This is a genomic window from Formosa sp. S-31, assembly GCF_051172795.1.
Taxonomy (GTDB): Bacteria; Bacteroidota; Bacteroidia; order Flavobacteriales; family Flavobacteriaceae; genus Formosa.
Genome location: NZ_JAENDK010000008.1, coordinates 250123 through 268234, shown reverse-complemented (window position 1 = coordinate 268234; position 18112 = coordinate 250123). Strand labels below are relative to the sequence as shown.

Below are 18112 nucleotides of genomic sequence, written 5' to 3'. Positions count from 1 at the left end.
ATACTTCGGCTTTTGTGTTTTCAGTTATCTATTACCTGAAAAAAACGATTTTAACCGATTTCAATCAAGAAAAATATTCGGAAATATGTTAAGTACTAAAAATGTTGTATTTTCGATTTTCATCTTAGACTATGAGGCAGTTATTTCTTATTCTTATTTTAATAGTTGTTAGCGCCTGCGACGATTTAAAGGTGAAAAAAATATCTTCAGAAACCATTTTGCAGGAAGAGCTGCAATCGTTTAAATGGGATGAAGTTGATGAATATCCAACCTTTTTGTCCTGCGAAGGAACGAAAACCCAGCAGGATCGTAAACAGTGTTTCGAGCAGACCTTATCTTCAGCGATATTAACGTATCTGCAGGATGAACGCATTATTGTAAATCACGATGTCCTGGATACCTTGCTTATTCAATTTAAAATTTCTGACGCCGGAATTCTTAGCGTGCTTCAATTTAAAGCCGATTCGATTACTCAGGCAGAGATTCCTAACATTAAAGATTTGGTTTATGCCAGTTTAGACAGTTTACCTGTTATAGAACCAGCAATTAAACGCGGGCAAAAGGTGAATTCCGAATTTACACTTCCTATAATAATTAAAGTGAACTAAGCTCTATTTCGCAAAAGTTCTGCCTTTCCAGGTGTAGTTAGTCATCATGGAAGCACAGGCCACCCAGCAACAAAAAACAGGGTAAACCAGTGCGGCGAAAAGGTAGGTGTTTAAACGCGATTTTTGTTTGAAAAATGAAGCGCTTTTGTAAATTAAAAGAAAGTCTACAGTTGCTTTTACGACGAAACATTTTAAGCCTAAAGTAACTGGAATCGTATCGAAAAATATTAACAGCATTAAACTTATTAATAACATGTTGGTACTAATTACAAGTAATCCAACAAATTTACTAAACGGGTTTTGGTAGGCATTGGTTTTGGCCGCCCAGCGCTTTCTCTGATTTAATAAAGCTGACAGACTAGGCTGTGCGTATGTTTTTACAATGGCTTCAGAAGATTTTAAATAGAATACCGAATCCGGGTAACGTTGCAGTGTTTTTTCGAGTAGGAAAATATCGTCCCCACTAGCTATATTATTGTTGTGTTTAAAGCCGTCGACTTGTAGAAAGACCTCTTTTTTATACGCTAAATTAGCACCATTGCATAAAAAAGGCTGTTTAATGCCAAAACCCCCAAGCGTAGCTCCTTGCAAACTCATCATGTCAAACCACTGAAATTGATTCAGGAAACCGTTTTTTGAAATGTAGGTTACCGGGCCAACTATCATGTTCGGGTTGCATATTGCTATAAAATCATTTAAAGTCTGTAGCCATAATTCGGGTACAATACAATCGGCATCTGTAGTTAAAATCCAATCGTATTGTGCAATGCTAATAGCTGTTTGAATCGCGTCTTTTTTTGGCGAATTAGAGTAACGTTCATTTTGAAGCAACCTGACGTTTGAGTTTCCATATTTTGCAATGAATTGATGTATTATGGTTTCAGAGTTATCGGAAGAGTCATCATTAATTAACAGGATTTCAAAGTGGCTTTCCGGATATTTTAAACGCTGTATGGAATCCAGTAAATCCGGGAGATGTAAGGCCTCGTTTCTAAATGGTATTACAATAGAAAATTTTGATTTAGGCGGAGAGGAAGTGGACTGAAATTTCGGAATTTTGAAACATCCGTAAAACAGCCCGCCTATTAGGCAGGAGTATGCTGTTATAATCAAATAACTCCCTGTTTCCATAATATTAAGTAGTTTCTGGTAGTTTGTAGTTAAGCACAAAAACAGCCCCGATAAGACAGGGAAATACCGTATTGAAAATCCATAATATAAATGTAGTGCTTAAAATTGTGGCGTCGCTAACATGATAAAAGGAGAATAAATATACGGCAATACCACCTTTTAAAACAACATCAAAAATTAAAAGCCCCGGTAAAATAGACGCTAGAAGATACATGCTGGAAATAGTCGTTATATAATGAATATAACTTATCTCGACTTGAAACCATTGTAATACAAGGTAAAACTGAGTAGAGAATACGAAATAACGCAAAGCAGAAATTCCAAATATTTTTAATAATAAGTTACTTGAAAGACTGTTTAGATGTGTTTTTAGTTTTACAGTAAATCCTTTATAAAATTGCGGATACTTAAACATTAAAAAAAAGAATCCAACACCTAGAATTCCTATGAAAAAGAGGTTCGTGGGGGAAGAAATGAAGTTCAGTTCTATGGGGAATTGAGAGATGAAATAGAGTAGTCCAATACTACCAAAACAAATAGTCACGGCCATTTGGTTTAAGTTACCAATGGCATTTAAAGTCATAATCTTGGCTCTTTCTTTGGAGAAATAAAATAAGGCTTTAGCTCCGTATTCTCCAATTCTGTTTGGAGTAAAAAGTGCTGTGGTATGCGAACTAAGAACTTCTTTTGCCGCAGTGGTAAAAGATGTTGCCTTAATGGTTTTTGCCAGTGTTTTCCATTTGAAAATTTCAAGACCCCAGTTAAATACAGAAAAGAGACATATTAAAGCGAGCCATATAAACGTTGTAAAGGAGTTAGGAAACAGTATTGTTAATGTCTGTTTAAAATGTAATGCAGGATTTTGTTTTAGGTTAGAATAAATAACATAAAAACTACAACTAATAATACTTATCTTAAGCATCAAAATTAAGAATTGATTAGATTTGTAAGAAAGTACCTTAGTGTGCATGCTGCAAAATAACCCTTTTTATTAAATAATACGATGGCTCCAGATTTTAATATTCAATACTATAAATGTGTTTTAGTTTTACTGTTATTAATTTGTGTTCAAACGGTATCAGCGCAAAAGGAGGAAGATGCTTTACGATTTCAGCTGGCTTTTGGACTTAATCATGCGTTTGAAAATGGATTTCCTCAGCCGGATGCTAATTTGCTAACAGATATTCAGGCTCATGCTATAAATTTTCCGACTATCAATGTCGGAGCGCAATATATGTTCACTAACCGGTGGGGAGCAAAATTGGATCTTGGGTTCAATAGGCTGGCCAATGCTAAAGATGTGCCCGATTTTAAAATAAATTACACACGAATTAATGCACAGGTCGCTTACGATTATTCATACTTGATAAATCTGTTCCCAGAAGAGGTCTCTTTTGTGGCGCATGCCGGACCTGGCTATACTAAGGCAAAACCTTTAGGAACTTTAAAAGGAAACGATCAGAACTATCTTAATGCAATGATTGGTACCGAAGTACTTTATGAGTTAAGCAGAAATGCTAAAGTATTTGCCGATCTGGCTTTTGTTTACGGATTCTCAAATCCCGACGACTATACTGCTCCGGAAACCGGTTTGGGCGCTTTTAATGGCAGCATCTTTACATTTACTGTTGGGGTTTCCTTATCTTTGAGCGGTTGTTATTTTTGTAATTAATGGTTAAGGAACGTATTATTTTGGGTATTGACCCCGGGACTACGATTATGGGGTTCGGGTTAATAAAAGTTGTTGGAAAAAGCATGTCTTTCTTGCAGTTAAATGAATTGGATCTGAAAAAATACGACGATCATTATTTAAAACTTAAACTCATTTTCGAGCGTACCATAGAACTCATAGAAACACATCATCCTGATGAAATAGCTATTGAAGCACCTTTTTTTGGCAAAAATGTTCAGAGTATGCTAAAATTAGGCCGGGCTCAGGGGGTTGCTATGGCGGCAGGATTGTCCCGAGAAGTGCCTATAACAGAGTATTCGCCTAAAAAGATTAAGATGGCTATTACGGGCAATGGTAATGCCAGTAAAGAGCAGGTCGCTAAAATGTTGCAGAGTCTTCTTAAATTAAAAAGTTTACCTAAAAATTTAGATGCCACCGATGGACTTGCGGCAGCTGTTTGTCATTTTTATAATGAGGGCCGTGTTGAGGTTGGGAAAAGTTACTCGGGCTGGGCGAGTTTCGTAAAGCAAAATGAGGCCAGAGTTAAGAAATAACACGGTTTAGTTATTGTTGTTTAGTAAATAATTTCAAGTATCATGTCTGGTATTTATATTCATATCCCGTTTTGTAAGCAGGCATGCTATTATTGCGACTTTCATTTTTCGACAAGTTTAAAAAAGAAGGAAGAACTAATAGAAGCTTTAATTTCTGAGCTGGAAATCCGGCAAGAGGAATTTGAAAATGAAATAGTAAACACTATTTATTTTGGAGGCGGGACCCCTAGTTTATTGACTTTAGAAGAAATAAATGCCATTATCGCGGCAGTTTACAGGTACTATAAAGTGACTGAAAACCCTGAAATTACGCTGGAAGCAAATCCAGATGACTTGTCTGAAGAGAAAATAATTTCGCTTTTAAAAAGTCCGGTAAACCGTTTAAGTATAGGGATTCAGTCTTTTTTTGAAGCTGATTTAAAGTTGATGAATCGGGCTCATAATGCCGAGGAGGCCAAAACCTGTTTGAAAATTGCAACGCAGTATTTCGATAATATTTCTGTCGACTTAATTTATGGGATTCCGGGAGCAACGCACGAGCAATGGAAATCCAATATACAAACGGTTCTTGATTTTAATATTCCGCATATTTCCAGTTATGCACTAACAGTCGAGCCTAAAACAGCTCTTGAAAATTTTATCAGAAAAGGTAAAATTGAAGATGTAGACGAGGCCATGGCTCAGGAGCAATTTCATATGCTGATAGATATTTTGCAGAATGCGGAATTTATACATTACGAATTGTCCAATTTTGGTAAATCGGGGTATTTTAGTAAGAATAATTCGGCCTACTGGCAAGGGAAAAAATATATAGGTATTGGGCCGTCGGCGCATTCGTATAATGGGACAGCAAGAAGTTGGAATATAGCAAATAATGCCAGGTATATTAAGTCGATACAGGCTGGTGTTTTACCAAAAGAAGAGGAAGTGTTAACACTTCAGGACAGATATAACGAATATGTTATGACAGGCTTGCGTACCGTTTGGGGTGTGTCGTTAAACACGATAGCATCGGAATTTGGAATGGCATATAAAAACTATATTTTAGAACAGTCTGATAAATATTTTCAGCAGGAATTATTGTATATTGAAGATGAAAACATAAAAGTTACCACTAAAGGTAAATTTTTAAGCGATGGCATTGCATCTCATCTGTTTATGTTATAAATCCTTCGTTTCATGATTGCAACAATTCAAACTAATTCAAAAAGATATAAAATCGATTTAAATCAGCCTTTAGATATTTCCATGCCATTAAGAGCATCAAAGGATAATGTAAATGCCTGGTATCTAGAAGCTCCAAAAATAGAACCGGTAAAGCAGGGGAAATGGGTGGCGAAAGTAAGCGAAGGTTCCAGTGTTAATTTTAATAATATTATGTTTAATCCTCATGCTCATGGTACGCATACTGAATGTGTGGGGCATATTACAGAGGATTTTTATTCCATAAATAAGCATTTAACACGGTTTTTCTTTTTAGCAGAAGTCATTACTGTAGCTATGGAAAAACAGGAAGACGATTTTGTTATTTCTAAAAAGCAATTGCAGTTTGCTCTGGGAAATAAAAAAAGAAAGGCGGTAGTTATTCGTACCATTCCGAATACTTTGGAGAAATTAAATAAGCAGTATTCTCACACTAATCCGCCATACCTTCTGGAAGATGCAGCAGAATATTTGAAGGAAAAGGGAGTAGAACATTTATTAATAGATTTGCCAAGTGTTGATAAAGAAAAGGATAATGGAGAATTACTTGCACATAATGCCTTCTGGAATACCAAAGGAAAGTTAAGGCTTAATGCGACTATTACAGAGTTGATTTATGTGCCCAATGCAGTTAAGGATGGTACTTATATTCTGAATCTGCAAATTGTGTCTTTCGAGAATGATGCAGTCCCGAGTAAACCAGTTTTATACGAGCCAATTGAGGAGTAATCAAAAGCGTAACGGTATGAAAACACTTTTAAAACTTGAAGAATTTGGAATGTTGTTATTATCTGTGTTTTTATTTTCTAGATTAGATTTTGCCTGGTGGTGGTTTACAGTGCTGTTTTTGATTCCCGATATGGGTTTTGTAGGGTATGTTATTAATAATAAAGTAGGTGCCTGGTGTTATAATGTGTTACATCATAAAGGAATTGCCGTTATGGCTTTTATATTCGGTGAAATTTATAATTTGGAATGGCTGCAATTATTAGGACTTGTTATGTTTGGGCATGCTGCTTTCGATCGTATGCTGGGCTATGGTTTAAAATATAACGAAAGTTTCTATCATACACATTTAGGAAAAATAGGTAAACGGTCTAAGTCATGATAAATATTGAACAATTGTACGAGTATTGTGAACAGAAGAAAGGTGTAACCGAACATTTTCCTTTTGATAATGATACCTTGGTATTTAAGGTTCTCGGTAAAATGTTTTTGCTTACCTCTTTAAAAAGTTGGGAAGAAGGCAAGCCGGCTGTTAATTTAAAATGTGATCCCGTAGAGGCAGAAAATCTAAGAGCGGATTACGCCAGTATTAAACCCGGTTACCATATGAATAAGACGCATTGGAATACCGTGAATTTAAATCAGGGGGATTTAAATTTAGATCTGGTTTTAAAAATGATAGATAATTCCTATCAGTTGGTGTTTAACAGTCTCCCCGTAAAACTACGGGAATCATTGAATAAATGATAAGTATATGTTAATCAGTTACTAATTCTGATAAAATTTATCTACATTAGAAGTGTAATTGACTTCCCTCATAGAACTGAAATTAATACAATTTAATAGGGTTACTGCCATTTAAATTGAACGAAATCCTGCTTTTTAATTTTAATTCTGTGCACTATGAAAATGCTAAAACGTCTACTTACTATTATTTGTATTGGATCTTCTTTTTTACTCTCCGGGCAGATTGCCAAAAAGGGAGCCCCGAAATTTGTAACCGTAACCTATCTTCATTGGGATTTTGAAAATGGAAAACTGGATATAGATGGTTGGAAAAGGGTAGAAAAGGAATATTTTGATAATGTGACCAGTAAAAATGAATTTTTAAGATCCTCTACCTTTTATATACATCGGTTTTCCGATGACAGCAGCGAGCTGGTTTTAATTAATTCTTACGATTCCTGGGAGGATATTAATAAAGCTAATGATAGAAATAAGGAACTTGAAGAGGAAGCCTGGCCTTTGGAGCAAAAGCGAAAGGAAGTTTTAGGGAATATTTCTAAATATTATACAGCCTATCATGCCGATGAAATTTATCGCACTTTACCGCAGATAAAACCGGTGTCGGAATATGCAACTGTAAACAGAGAAATGTTTATGTATTTAAGAACCTGGCATTTTTCTAAAAGCGGCAATGGGCCAGACGAATCCTTTCAGCAGTATCAAAAGTTATTTCTGGAAAATGTATTCAATAAAAATGAATTTATAAAAGGGTATTATGGCAATGTGCACGCCTGGGGATCTGATAACACAGAATTTGTAGAGGCGTTTTACATCCGTTCTTTTAGTGATTACGAGAGAATGTTACTACGGAATGATGAATTAATTTCTCAGGCCTGGCCCGATGAAGCTGAACGCAATAGAATTCAGGATGAATACCGTGCCTTTTTTTCTGGACAACATGGAGATAAATTATATGTTGTTGTGCCAGAGTTTTCCAAATAATTACCCGGTTTTCTTAAACTGACTTGGACTTAGACCCTTTACAGTTTTAAACTGTCTGTTAAAATTGGAAATATTTTTAAAACCAGACTGGTAAGCAATTTCCGATATGGAAAGGTCGTTCGATTTGGAAATTAACTTACAGGCATGTTCAATACGTAATTCATTTAAAAACTGAAAATAAGTTTTGTTGGTACGTTTTTTAAAGTATTTGCAAAATGCATTTTTCGTCATAACGGCAACTTCGGCAATAGTCTCCAGAGAAATGTCTTCCTCAAAATGCGTCATGGTGTATTCAAAAACATCTCGCATGCGTTTTCCTTCATTGTCGGTGTATTTTTTTTCATATATAAAGGAAGATAAGCTCGTGTAGCTCGCTAGTGTAGTGGTTCGTAATAGTTGTAATAAGGTAATAAAGCGTTCCAGTTTACTGGCTTTATGCAGGTTTAAAAACGCCTCAGTCATAGATTCTTTATGAGAGGTGACTTTAAAGCCATGAGATGCCCGGTTAAAAAAGAGTTCAAGTTCACTTAATTCTTCCAGTTCAAAAAAATGCGAGCCAAATGAGGATTTAGTGAAAAACAAAGTGAGCATGTGCGATGGTGTTTCATGCTGGGCATCGCTTTTAAAAACGTGGGGTACATTGCTTCCAATAACTAAAATATCGCCGGCTTTGTAGTTGTTAACGGTATCTCCAACAATAAGAGAGCCTTCGCCGGAAACAATTAAACTGAGCTGTATTTCTTCATGCTGGTGTAGTTTGTCGTAAAACAGCAAATCTAAATCTTCCTGAAATACAAGGCTATCCTGCTCTGGTTTTGGTATTTTAAAAGGTAAAACTTTCATAAGGACGTGTTTATGACTGGTTTTTGCTTATAATATTCGATTTTTAATCAGTTTTTTGTTTGTTGGACAATATAGTATCAATTATGGATAAAAACCAATAATCTCTCATTCGATTTATAATATACTTTTACAGGAACAAAAATAAAAGTGATATGAGTATTCAATGGAAGGGCATTATGCCTGCAGTTACAACTAAATTTACAGATAATGACGAACTTGATTTTAAAATGTTCGAAGTTAATATTAAGGCTCAGCTGGAGGCAGGAGTTCATGGTATCGTACTTGGAGGAACGCTGGGAGAGGCAAGTACTTTAATTGATGAAGAAAAACGAGCTTTAACAACTACAACTGTAGATATCGTAAAGGGGCAAGTGCCTGTATTTATTAACGTAGCCGAGCAAAGTACAAAAGGTGCAATTTTAGCGGCTCAAAAAGCAGAAGAAGATGGTGCGTCCGGATTAATGATGTTACCTCCTATGCGTTACAAAGCCTGCGATGTAGAAACCGTGGCTTATTATAAGGCTGTGGCTAAAAGTACGTCTTTGCCAATTATGGTTTATAATAACCCTGTAGATTATAAAATTGAGGTGACTCAGGATATGTTTGCCGAAATGTTGGAATGCGAAAATATTCAGGCTGTAAAAGAGTCAACACGAGATACTACAAATATCACCAGAATAAAAAATCGATTTGGAGATCGTTTAAAAATAATGACCGGGGTCGATACTTTGGCTTTAGAAAGTTTGTTATTAGGAGCCGAAGGTTGGGTAGCAGGTTTGGTATGTGCTTTCCCTAAAGAAACAGTTGCGATTTACGAACTTCAAAAAGCAGGGCGTATTCAGGAAGCCTTAGAAATTTATCGTTGGTTTATGCCATTATTAGAACTGGATATTAGCCCGAAACTGGTACAAAATATTAAATTGGCAGAAGTTGCTACAGGTATTGGTACAGAAAATGTGCGTGCTCCACGTTTGCCATTGGCAGGTGCAGAGCGCGAGCATGTTTTAAATATTATTGAGACTGCATTAAAGACGCGTCCGACATTACCGGACTATAAAAATTTAAATGCTTTAGTGTAATTAAAGGAAACTAGGCTTACTGTAGTAATGCTTATTATTAATAAAACAATAGTGTAAAATTGTTCCTTCTCATATGTGAAAACATGATCGGTAAAACCGGTACATGAATTCAATTTCAAGTCATTGTCATGCTATTTTTAGCGGCAATGACTTCTTCGTTATAACCTGCGCATTTGAAAAGGTTAGATAACACGTGTTTTTAGGAACATGACATTTAAATTAGAAAACAATCTTAAATAAGCTGCCATTGAATGCTATAGATTGTTTTAAAAACAGAATCAAAAAATGATTACAGGAAAAAATTTTATTGGCTTTACGCCATCCGCAAACGGGACAAAAACATACAAAACCTTTAATCCGCAAACCAATGTCGAAAACGAGGACGTATTTACCGAAGCGACTTCCGAAGAAATAAATCAGGCTGTTGCTCTGGCTACAGAGGCGTTTAAAACGTTCTCAAAAACGTCTGGTACGGATAAAGCAGCATTTTTAAATGCCATTGCAGACGAGATTATGGCTCTGGAAACTTTAGTAGAAACGTATTGCAAAGAATCTGGTCTTCCGGAAGGCAGAGCTATGGGAGAGCGTGGAAGAACAGTAGGTCAGTTAAGAGCTTTTGCAAATCTGGTTACAGAAGGCTCCTGGGTAGAAGCTACGATAGATACTGCGCAGCCAGCAAGAGAACCTATGCCAAAACCGGATTTAAGAAAAATGAATATAGGTTTAGGACCGGTAGTTGTATTTGGTGCGAGTAATTTTCCGTTAGCATATTCAACGGCAGGAGGGGATACAGCAGCAGCATTAGCAGCAGGTTGTCCGGTAATTGTAAAATCGCATCCTATGCATGCCGGAACAGGAGAGCTTATTGCATCAGCAGTCATTAAAGCAGCTAAAAAGACAAATATGCCAGATGGTGTGTTTTCTAATATAAACAGTAGTGGTATAGAAGTCGGTCAGCAACTTGTAAGTCATCCCGGAGTTAAAGCAGTAGGGTTTACAGGAAGTATTCGAGGCGGGCGAGCGTTGTACGATTTAGCTGGGCAACGCGAAGAACCAATTCCTGTATTCGCCGAAATGGGAAGTGTAAATCCTGTTGTCATGCTTCCTAAAGCTTTAGAAGAAAAAAGTGAAGCCTGGGCGAAAACCTATGCGAGTTCTATAACTTTAGGAACAGGTCAATTTTGTACAAACCCGGGGTTGTTATTTGGTGTAAAAAGCGACGCCTTAACTCAGTTTGTAGATGTTCTGGCAAAGGAAATAGTAGAAATTGCTCCGTCTTGTATGTTGCACCCAAATATTAAAGGAGCGTACGATAAAAATAAAGATCGTGCTTTACAACAGGAAGCTATTACTGTTGTTGCAAACTATGAGGGTGATGTAAAACCAAATTATGCACAACAAACGGTGATTACTGTAGATGGTGCTACATTTTTAGAGAACACAACGTTACATCAGGAATTATTCGGGCCGTTTTCTATGGTTGTGCAATGCGAAAGTCTGGAGGAGCTGGAACATATAATTTATAAACTGGAAGGGCAGTTAACAGGTACTTTATTAGCTGCCGAGGGTGAAGCTGAAACTTGTCCTGAAATTGTAAATGCTGTTCAGAATCGTGTAGGACGGATTATATTTAACGGTGTTCCAACAGGAGTAGAAGTGTGTCCGGCAATGGTGCATGGCGGGCCTTATCCTGCATCTACAGATAGCCGATTTACAGCTGTAGGGACGCAGTCTATTAAGCGTTGGGTTCGTCCGTTTAGTTATCAGGACTGGCCGGAAAATTTATTGCCGGAAGCACTTCAGGATGCAAATCCGTTAGGGGTGCTACGTTTGGTTAACGGGGTTGAAACACGAGATAAAATTTAATATATGGCGAGAAAAACCTTTTTTTGTGTCGATGCGCATACTTGCGGGAATCCGGTGCGTGTCGTGGCAGGTGGAGGTCCCAATTTAATTGGGAATACTATGAGTGAAAAGCGTCAGCATTTCCTTAAAGAATACGATTGGATTCGTAAAGGCTTAATGTTCGAACCTCGAGGACATGACATGATGAGCGGGAGTGTATTATTCCCCCCTCATGATCCAGCTAATGATTTTTCAATTTTATTTATTGAAACTTCGGGATGTCTGCCCATGTGTGGTCATGGTACTATAGGTACAATTACCATAGCAATAGAAGAAGGTTTAATTACGCCAAAAGTGCCGGGGAAGGTCTTAATGGAAGCTCCTGCTGGTCTGGTTAAAATTGAATATCAGCAAACCGGTAAAAAGGTAGATTGGGTACGTTTAACAAATGTGAAAAGTTATCTTGCTGCCGAAGGGTTAACTATAGATTGCCCGGAATTAGGTGAGTTGACTTTTGATGTGGCTTATGGAGGTAATTATTATGCCATTGTAGATCCTCAGGATAATTTTGAAGGGGTACATGCGTTTTCAGCCAGTAAAATTATTCAGTATTCACAGGAAGTGAGAAAACGTATCAACGATAAATATCCGGATATGTTTATTCATCCTGAAAACGATACGATCAGGGATGTGTCGCATATGCTATGGACAGGAAACCCTATCGACCCAACGTCGTCCGGTAGAAATGCAGTGTTTTATGGCGATAAGGCGATAGATCGTTCGCCTTGCGGTACAGGAACTTCGGCCAGAATGGCGCAGTTACATGCCAAGGGATTATTAAAGCCAGGAGAGGAGTTTATTCACGAAAGTTTTATCGGAAGTAAATTTATTGGTCGTATTGTAGAAGAGACTACCTTAGATGGGAAAACCGCCATAGTCCCTAGTATTCAGGGCTGGGCAAAAGTATATGGATATAATACTATTATTATAGACGATGAGGACGATCCGTATGCACACGGATTTCAGGTTATCTAATTTCAAAATTAAAAGCTGTTGAAAAATTGTATTGTTATTGGTGGAGGCATAATAGGATTGAGTACAGCCTATTATTTGCTTAAAGAAGGACATCAGGTTACGGTAATCGATAAATCGGATATTAGTAGCGGTGCATCCTTTGTTAATGCGGGGTATATCACGCCAAGTCATTTTATTCCCTTGGCTGCTCCGGGCATGATTTCAAAAGGTTTAAAGTGGATGTTTAATTCGACGAGTCCGTTTTATGTGAAACCGAGGCTTGATAAGGATTTTTTACAATGGACCTGGGCCTTTAATAAATCGGCAACCGCAGCTAAAGTAGAAAAGGCAATTCCTGTAATAAAGGATATTAATTTGCTGGGGCGCGATTTATATGAATCGATTAAATCGTCTTCCGAATTCAATTTTCATTACGACCATAAAGGCCTGCTCATGTTTTATAAAACCGAAAAAGCAGGAGAGGAAGAGTGGGAGGTTGGACTTCGCGGAATTCAGGAAGGTTTAACCGTAAGTCATTTAACAAAGCAGGAAGTTAAGCAATACGAACCCAATGTTGATGTTAATATTGCAGGTGCAGTATATTATGAAAGTGATGCGCATATGACCCCGGGCGAGTTTATGCCGGCTATGCTGAATTATTTAAAGCAGAATGGTGTTACATTTTACACCAATGAAACAGTTCAGGATATTGGCTTGGAAAATAAAAGAATTTCTACGGTGAAAACAGATAAACGCGAATTACAAGCCGATGAGGTCGTATTGGCTGCAGGCTCCTGGAGTCCGTTGTTAACTAAAAAACTCGGACTTAAAATTCCAGTACAGGCTGGAAAGGGGTATCGTATAAACGTAGAACGTCCTACAGGAATTACTATGCCTGCTATTTTGGTTGAAGCCAAGGTGGCAGTTACACCAATGCAAGGGTTTACACGATTTGCTGGAACTATGGAGCTGGGAGGTATTAATCATGAAATTAATCCGAAACGGGTACAGGCTATTGCCAATGCGGCTGCCTCGTATTATAATGGCATTGAAATTGATGCTAAAGAAATGGCTGCTGCCGACTGTGGTTTGCGTCCGTGTACACCCGATGGTTTGCCATATATAGGTAAGTCTAAGGTTTGTAATAATTTAACTATTGCTACGGGACATGCTATGATGGGCTGGAGCCTGGGGCCGGCGACAGGAAAGCTGGTTTCAGAATTAATTTCAGAGAAAAAAACAACTTTAAATCTGGATGCATTTCATCCGGATCGAACATTTTAACATGCGATATAAACAAATTTCAAATTCGCTTTTTATAGCAAACAGAAGTCGTTTTGCCGAACAAATGGAAAAGAATACTTTGGCCATTTTAACATCAAACGATATTAAACATAATAATGCAGACGATATGATGGGCTTTACCCAGAATAACGATCTGTTTTATCTTTCCGGAATTGATCAGGAAGATACTATACTTGTGCTGTATCCTCAGGCTGTTAAACCTGAAAACAGAGCAATTCTTTTTGTTAAAGAAACATCAGAACATATTAAAATCTGGGATGGTGAAAAATTAACGAAAGAACAGGCTACTGATATTTCGGGTATAGAACGTGTAGAATGGGTGCAGGATTTTGAGAAAATATTACAGTTAGTGGCATTTGAAGCCGATGGTATTTATCTGGGGCACAACGAACATATTAAGCGCCTAACTCACAGTCAGCAAACCCAACAGGATCGTATGATTTTGTGGGTGAAAGAAAAATATCCTTTGCACGATTTACACCGTGTAGCCAAAATTACCCGGGATTTACGTCCGGTAAAATCCCAAATCGAACTCGATTTAATGCAACAGGCAGCAGATATTAGCGTGGAGAGTTTTAAGCGTGTATTAAAAACTGCAAAACCAGGGCTAAAAGAATATGAACTGGAAGCCGAACTGGTATATAATTTAACCAAGTCAGGTGCTACGCGTCATGCGTTTAAGCCTATAGTAGCTTCTGGTAAGAATGCCTGTGCCTTGCATTATAATGCCAACGATGCGATTTGTAAGGATGGCGATATGGTTCTTATGGATTTTGGGGTGTGTTACGCTAATTATAACAGTGATACTACGCGTTGTTTTCCCGTGAATGGTAAATTTTCAGAGCGCCAGAAAGCGGTGTATGCTTCGGTATTACATTGTTTAAAAGAAGGGAGTAAATTATTAAAACCAGGCGTATTATCTGCAGATTATGAAAAGCAAATGGGAGATCTGGTAGAAGCTGAACTTATTAAATTAGGGTTGTTAAAGGAGGTAGATGTAGCAAAACAAAATCCAAAAAAGCCATTGTATAAAAAGTATTACATGCATGGTTCGGCACATCATATAGGTTTAGATGTTCATGATGTGGGCTTGTATTCCAGACCGTTTGAAGTTGGTATGGTGTTAACTTGTGAGCCTGGTATTTATATTCCGGAAGAGGGGATTGGATGCCGTTTAGAAAACGATTATGTGCTTACCGAAAATGGGAATAGAAATTTAACCGCGGATATGCCAATTGAAATTGAAGACATTGAAGCTTTAATGCAAAATCAGGATTAGTATGATGACATTAGGAATAGGAGGCTCTACAATAGAAGCAGAACTGGCGGCAATACAACCCAAAGCGCATTTGGTGTCTCCGGTATCCGGAGAAGTTTTTCCGGAACGTATTCAGCGGGCATTGCAATTTATGAAACAAGAAGGTGTTTCGGCACTGTATTTACATGCAGGGACTAACCTGTATTATTTTACAGGTACCAGATGGCATTCCAGCGAACGTATGGTTGGAGCCTTGGTGTTGCCTGATGGTTCGGTACATTACATAGCGCCTCAGTTTGAAGAAGGTACCATTCTGGATTTTATGGAGTATGAAGGTCCGGTTCATGGCTGGGAAGAACATGAGAGTCCGTTTGAGTTACTTGTTACGGTGTTAAAACAACATGGTATTACTAATGGTAAGATTGCTGTAGACGAAGCAACACCGTTTTTTATCGTTGATGGTATTTTAAACATTCAGTCTACATATCAGTTAGTAAATGCGAAACCAATTACAGCTGGTTGTCGTATGGTAAAATCTAAAGCGGAGATTGCCATTATGCAGGCTGCTATGGATATTACTATGGAAGTGCATAAAGCTGTAGCCCGAATTTTAAAGCCTGGAATAGCGGCGCAGACTGTAGTCGATTTTATTCATGAAGCGCATAAGCGCTATGGAATACCTACAGGTTCATATTTTTGTATCGTGTTATTTGGCGTGGATACGTCTTTTCCTCATGGAGTAAAACAGCCAAAACCTTTGGAAGAAAATGATGTCGTACTGGTAGATACGGGCTGTATGTTACACGATTACATTTCAGATATAACACGAACTTATGTTTTTGGAGATATAACAGATGAGCAGCGTCGCATATGGAATTTAGAACGCGAAGCTCAGTTTGCTGCGTTTCAGGCGGCTCAATTAGGAGAAACCTGTGGTAGTATAGATGTGGCTGTACGTGAAGTTTTAGAAAAAAATGGTTTGGGACCGGATTATAAATTACCGGGTTTACCGCACAGAACAGGGCATGGTATTGGGTTGGATATTCATGAATGGCCCTATTTAGTGCGAACAGATGAAACTGTTTTAGAGCCAGGAATGTGCTTTAGTAACGAACCAATGCTAGTAGTACCTAATGCCTTTGGAATTCGTTTGGAAGATCATATTTACATGACAGAAAACGGCCCGAAATGGTTTACAGAACCGGCTTATCGTATAGAAGATCCGTTTGGGATTTCTAAGGAAAGCTGATAGTTTAAAAAGTGAAAGAAAAATGGCGTTAAAGGTGTGACTTTAATGCCATTTTTTTTAGGGTTTAATTTTTATACCCTTAAACTTAAGCCAGGCTTGTAGGCCTTGGTATTTCGGTGTATTTTTGTGATACTAAAAATCAAAAACCATGAGTGTATTACAAACCTTACAGGAACGCAGTAATTCAAGTTGCGAGTTATGTGGAAGCAAAGAACAGTTGAAGCAATATTTAATTCCTCCATCTTTAAATGAGAATGTAGATAATAGTGTTCTGGTTTGTAAAACCTGTTTAGATCAGATTGAAAATCCGGATAACATGGATACAAATCACTGGAGATGTTTAAACGACAGTATGTGGAGCGAGTATGTAGCGGTGCAGATTATGGCCTGGCGTATGCTGCAGCGATTAAGAAAGGAAGGTTGGCCGCAGGATTTATTGGATATGATGTATTTAGACGATGAAGCCCTGGCTTTAGCGCGAGCTACAGGTGAGGATCAGGATGAAAGTGCAAAAATTATTCATCGCGATTCTAATGGTGTCGTTTTAGAAACCGGAGATAATGTAGTGCTGATTAAAGATCTAAAAGTAAAAGGTTCCAGTATGGTCGCCAAACAGGGAACAGCCGTTAGAAACATTCGCTTAGATCATGAAAATGCTGAATATATTGAGGGTAAAGTAGATGGTCAGCAAATTGTTATAATAACCAAATATGTAAAGAAAACGTAGTTTTTAAGTAAAAGAAAATATTTAGGCCTTCTTATAAAGAAGGCCTTTTTTGTTACAAAAATCGCTTTTGTTTTTGGTAAAAGGCATCTGCCTGAATTTGCATCAATTCACGAGCTTTTTTCTTTTTATATTGGTATAATTCGTCTTCTTCACTAATGTCGTTATAAACTTTGTTGTTAACAGTAGCATCGGTGTCTACAATTAGCTGACGCTGGTTTACCTGTTGCGATACCCAGGCTTGTATAGCAGTTTCCTCGTCTTCCAGCTTAAAATCGTATTCTCCTTTTGGAGATAATAATTTGGAAAAAATAGGTGCTGTTTCGATGCATAGGAATAAAAGAAATATAAAAAAAGAAGGTAACCAAGGGAGGGTATTCAAGGCATTTACCCGAGCCATTAGGCCGCCAAAGTTATCTATTATAGGTTGCGAGTTGTTAACCTGATTTTGATACGAAGTTTTTAACTGGCTTATTTGGTGTTCCAGGTCAGTAATTTTAGTGTTGTTTAAAGTTTTAAGGTTTGTAAGATCCCGTAAGGCGGCATCGTGTTTTTCTCTTTTTTCTTTATACACGGGGCCTTTACCCAGTTTTTTTGTGCCAGCAGTGCCTTCGGCTTCAGAAATGTAAGTATTGTATAACGATTCAACGTCGGCTTCTTTATTGCTTATTTCTGTTTTTAAGTCCGAAATTTTGTTTTGTAAGGATTCAATTTCGGGATTAAATTGTGTTGCTATCTGGTTTTGGTTTACCAGAGTTAAGTCGTTTTTTTGCTCTAACAGCACCTGATTAATTTCCTTTTCAAATATCTTAAGTTCTAAAGGTTTCGATATTACGACAGCAATAATAAAGGCTAAAACAAGTCTGGGAATAACTTGAAGAAACTCGTCTAAAAAACTATTTCTTTTTTTTAAGGTGGAAACTATAAAACGATCTAAATTAAATATTAGAAGCCCCCAGATTATAGCGAAAATTATTGCAATGTATAATGTGCTAAATACAGTATGAAGAGCAAATCCGGCTGCTATGCTTGCCATTAATGCAGTGAAAAATACTGTAGCTCCAATTCCGGCATATTTGTTTTGTTCGCCATTGCTGCAACTGTTCAAAATGGTCTGATCGGCTCCGGAGCAAAGAATGAAGAATGTTTTTAACATAATGATTGATTTGATTG

At 37.5% G+C, this 18112-nt stretch carries 19 protein-coding genes; 15 read left to right on the top strand and 4 right to left on the bottom strand.

Annotated elements, in window-relative coordinates; translation table 11 throughout:
- The first annotated feature begins 131 nt into the window (after window positions 1-131).
- Entirely contained in the window at window positions 132-608 is a 477-nt protein-coding gene (locus tag I3217_RS10805; protein ID WP_435049770.1) for a hypothetical protein, read from the top strand.
- Between the two features lie 3 nt (window positions 609-611).
- Here the strand turns inward: I3217_RS10805 and I3217_RS10800 are convergent, their stop codons facing one another.
- Window positions 612-1739, bottom strand: a complete 1128-nt coding sequence (locus I3217_RS10800; RefSeq protein ID WP_435049769.1) for a glycosyltransferase family 2 protein — start codon at window positions 1737-1739, stop codon at window positions 612-614.
- Between the two features lie 4 nt (window positions 1740-1743).
- Window positions 1744-2661, bottom strand: coding sequence for a hypothetical protein (locus I3217_RS10795; RefSeq protein WP_435049768.1), 918 nt, complete (start codon window positions 2659-2661; stop codon window positions 1744-1746).
- Window positions 2662-2742: 81 nt separating this feature from the next.
- Between I3217_RS10795 and I3217_RS10790 the strand changes: the two genes are divergently transcribed.
- The 7 genes from I3217_RS10790 to I3217_RS10760 all read left to right on the top strand — a co-directional run bounded on the left by I3217_RS10790 (window position 2743) and on the right by I3217_RS10760 (window position 7622).
- Window positions 2743-3411: an outer membrane beta-barrel protein gene (locus tag I3217_RS10790; protein WP_435049767.1), complete on the top strand. Its 669-nt coding sequence runs from the start codon at window positions 2743-2745 to the stop codon at window positions 3409-3411.
- Entirely contained in the window at window positions 3411-3965 is a 555-nt protein-coding gene (gene ruvC / locus I3217_RS10785; RefSeq protein ID WP_435049766.1) for a crossover junction endodeoxyribonuclease RuvC, read from the top strand. The genes I3217_RS10790 and ruvC overlap by 1 nt, the downstream gene beginning before the upstream one ends.
- 42 nt (window positions 3966-4007) lie before the next feature.
- On the top strand, window positions 4008-5132 hold the full coding sequence (gene hemW, locus I3217_RS10780; protein WP_435049765.1) for a radical SAM family heme chaperone HemW: 1125 nt from the start codon (window positions 4008-4010) through the stop codon (window positions 5130-5132).
- Window positions 5133-5144: 12 nt separating this feature from the next.
- Window positions 5145-5897: a cyclase family protein gene (locus I3217_RS10775; RefSeq protein WP_435049764.1), complete on the top strand. Its 753-nt coding sequence runs from the start codon at window positions 5145-5147 to the stop codon at window positions 5895-5897.
- Between the two features lie 16 nt (window positions 5898-5913).
- Entirely contained in the window at window positions 5914-6276 is a 363-nt protein-coding gene (locus tag I3217_RS10770; RefSeq protein ID WP_435049763.1) for a DUF4260 domain-containing protein, read from the top strand.
- Window positions 6276-6641 (top strand): MmcQ/YjbR family DNA-binding protein, encoded by a 366-nt coding sequence (locus I3217_RS10765; protein WP_435050305.1) that lies wholly within the window; start codon window positions 6276-6278, stop codon window positions 6639-6641. The genes I3217_RS10770 and I3217_RS10765 overlap by 1 nt, the downstream gene beginning before the upstream one ends.
- A gap of 156 nt (window positions 6642-6797) precedes the next feature.
- Window positions 6798-7622, top strand: coding sequence for a hypothetical protein (locus tag I3217_RS10760; RefSeq protein ID WP_435049762.1), 825 nt, complete (start codon window positions 6798-6800; stop codon window positions 7620-7622).
- On the opposite strand, the gene I3217_RS10755 is transcribed toward I3217_RS10760, so the two are convergent.
- Complete coding sequence (locus tag I3217_RS10755; protein WP_435049761.1) at window positions 7623-8465, bottom strand: AraC family transcriptional regulator; 843 nt, start codon at window positions 8463-8465, stop codon at window positions 7623-7625. It abuts the gene before it with no gap.
- Window positions 8466-8617: 152 nt separating this feature from the next.
- Between I3217_RS10755 and I3217_RS10750 the strand changes: the two genes are divergently transcribed.
- The 7 genes from I3217_RS10750 (at window position 8618) to I3217_RS10720 (ending at window position 16942) form a co-directional block, all read left to right on the top strand.
- Window positions 8618-9544: a dihydrodipicolinate synthase family protein gene (locus I3217_RS10750; protein WP_435049760.1), complete on the top strand. Its 927-nt coding sequence runs from the start codon at window positions 8618-8620 to the stop codon at window positions 9542-9544.
- A gap of 285 nt (window positions 9545-9829) precedes the next feature.
- On the top strand, window positions 9830-11410 hold the full coding sequence (locus tag I3217_RS10745; RefSeq protein WP_435049759.1) for an aldehyde dehydrogenase (NADP(+)): 1581 nt from the start codon (window positions 9830-9832) through the stop codon (window positions 11408-11410).
- Between the two features lie 3 nt (window positions 11411-11413).
- Window positions 11414-12424: a 4-hydroxyproline epimerase gene (locus tag I3217_RS10740; RefSeq protein WP_435049758.1), complete on the top strand. Its 1011-nt coding sequence runs from the start codon at window positions 11414-11416 to the stop codon at window positions 12422-12424.
- Window positions 12425-12439: 15 nt separating this feature from the next.
- The gene (locus I3217_RS10735; RefSeq protein WP_435050304.1) at window positions 12440-13687 is read left to right on the top strand and encodes an NAD(P)/FAD-dependent oxidoreductase; all 1248 of its coding nucleotides are present in this window, start codon (window positions 12440-12442) and stop codon (window positions 13685-13687) included.
- 1 nt (window position 13688) lies between these two features.
- Window positions 13689-14987, top strand: coding sequence for an aminopeptidase P N-terminal domain-containing protein (locus I3217_RS10730; protein WP_435049757.1), 1299 nt, complete (start codon window positions 13689-13691; stop codon window positions 14985-14987).
- A 1-nt stretch (window position 14988) separates the two neighbouring features.
- Window positions 14989-16215: a M24 family metallopeptidase gene (locus I3217_RS10725; protein ID WP_435049756.1), complete on the top strand. Its 1227-nt coding sequence runs from the start codon at window positions 14989-14991 to the stop codon at window positions 16213-16215.
- 148 nt (window positions 16216-16363) lie between these two features.
- The gene (locus tag I3217_RS10720; protein WP_435049755.1) at window positions 16364-16942 is read left to right on the top strand and encodes a PhnA domain-containing protein; all 579 of its coding nucleotides are present in this window, start codon (window positions 16364-16366) and stop codon (window positions 16940-16942) included.
- Between the two features lie 52 nt (window positions 16943-16994).
- Here the strand turns inward: I3217_RS10720 and I3217_RS10715 are convergent, their stop codons facing one another.
- Complete coding sequence (locus tag I3217_RS10715) at window positions 16995-18095, bottom strand: DUF4407 domain-containing protein (protein WP_435049754.1); 1101 nt, start codon at window positions 18093-18095, stop codon at window positions 16995-16997.
- Between the last annotated feature and the right edge of the window lie 17 nt (window positions 18096-18112).

What these genes read in the sequence shown, in the direction of transcription:
- I3217_RS10800 (WP_435049769.1), bottom strand. Translation starts at nt 1,739, where the DNA reads ATGGAAACAGGGAGTTATTTGATTATAACAGCATACTCCTGCCTAATA.
- I3217_RS10745 (WP_435049759.1), top strand. Translation starts at nt 9,830, where the DNA reads ATGATTACAGGAAAAAATTTTATTGGCTTTACGCCATCCGCAAACGGG.
- I3217_RS10770 (WP_435049763.1), top strand. Translation starts at nt 5,914, where the DNA reads ATGAAAACACTTTTAAAACTTGAAGAATTTGGAATGTTGTTATTATCT.
- I3217_RS10795 (WP_435049768.1), bottom strand. Translation starts at nt 2,661, where the DNA reads ATGCTTAAGATAAGTATTATTAGTTGTAGTTTTTATGTTATTTATTCT.
- I3217_RS10720 (WP_435049755.1), top strand. Translation starts at nt 16,364, where the DNA reads ATGAGTGTATTACAAACCTTACAGGAACGCAGTAATTCAAGTTGCGAG.
- hemW (WP_435049765.1), top strand. Translation starts at nt 4,008, where the DNA reads ATGTCTGGTATTTATATTCATATCCCGTTTTGTAAGCAGGCATGCTAT.
- I3217_RS10740 (WP_435049758.1), top strand. Translation starts at nt 11,414, where the DNA reads ATGGCGAGAAAAACCTTTTTTTGTGTCGATGCGCATACTTGCGGGAAT.
- I3217_RS10750 (WP_435049760.1), top strand. Translation starts at nt 8,618, where the DNA reads ATGAGTATTCAATGGAAGGGCATTATGCCTGCAGTTACAACTAAATTT.
- I3217_RS10730 (WP_435049757.1), top strand. Translation starts at nt 13,689, where the DNA reads ATGCGATATAAACAAATTTCAAATTCGCTTTTTATAGCAAACAGAAGT.
- I3217_RS10760 (WP_435049762.1), top strand. Translation starts at nt 6,798, where the DNA reads ATGAAAATGCTAAAACGTCTACTTACTATTATTTGTATTGGATCTTCT.
- I3217_RS10805 (WP_435049770.1), top strand. Translation starts at nt 132, where the DNA reads ATGAGGCAGTTATTTCTTATTCTTATTTTAATAGTTGTTAGCGCCTGC.
- I3217_RS10775 (WP_435049764.1), top strand. Translation starts at nt 5,145, where the DNA reads ATGATTGCAACAATTCAAACTAATTCAAAAAGATATAAAATCGATTTA.
- I3217_RS10755 (WP_435049761.1), bottom strand. Translation starts at nt 8,465, where the DNA reads ATGAAAGTTTTACCTTTTAAAATACCAAAACCAGAGCAGGATAGCCTT.
- I3217_RS10725 (WP_435049756.1), top strand. Translation starts at nt 14,989, where the DNA reads ATGATGACATTAGGAATAGGAGGCTCTACAATAGAAGCAGAACTGGCG.
- ruvC (WP_435049766.1), top strand. Translation starts at nt 3,411, where the DNA reads ATGGTTAAGGAACGTATTATTTTGGGTATTGACCCCGGGACTACGATT.
- I3217_RS10715 (WP_435049754.1), bottom strand. Translation starts at nt 18,095, where the DNA reads ATGTTAAAAACATTCTTCATTCTTTGCTCCGGAGCCGATCAGACCATT.
- I3217_RS10790 (WP_435049767.1), top strand. Translation starts at nt 2,743, where the DNA reads ATGGCTCCAGATTTTAATATTCAATACTATAAATGTGTTTTAGTTTTA.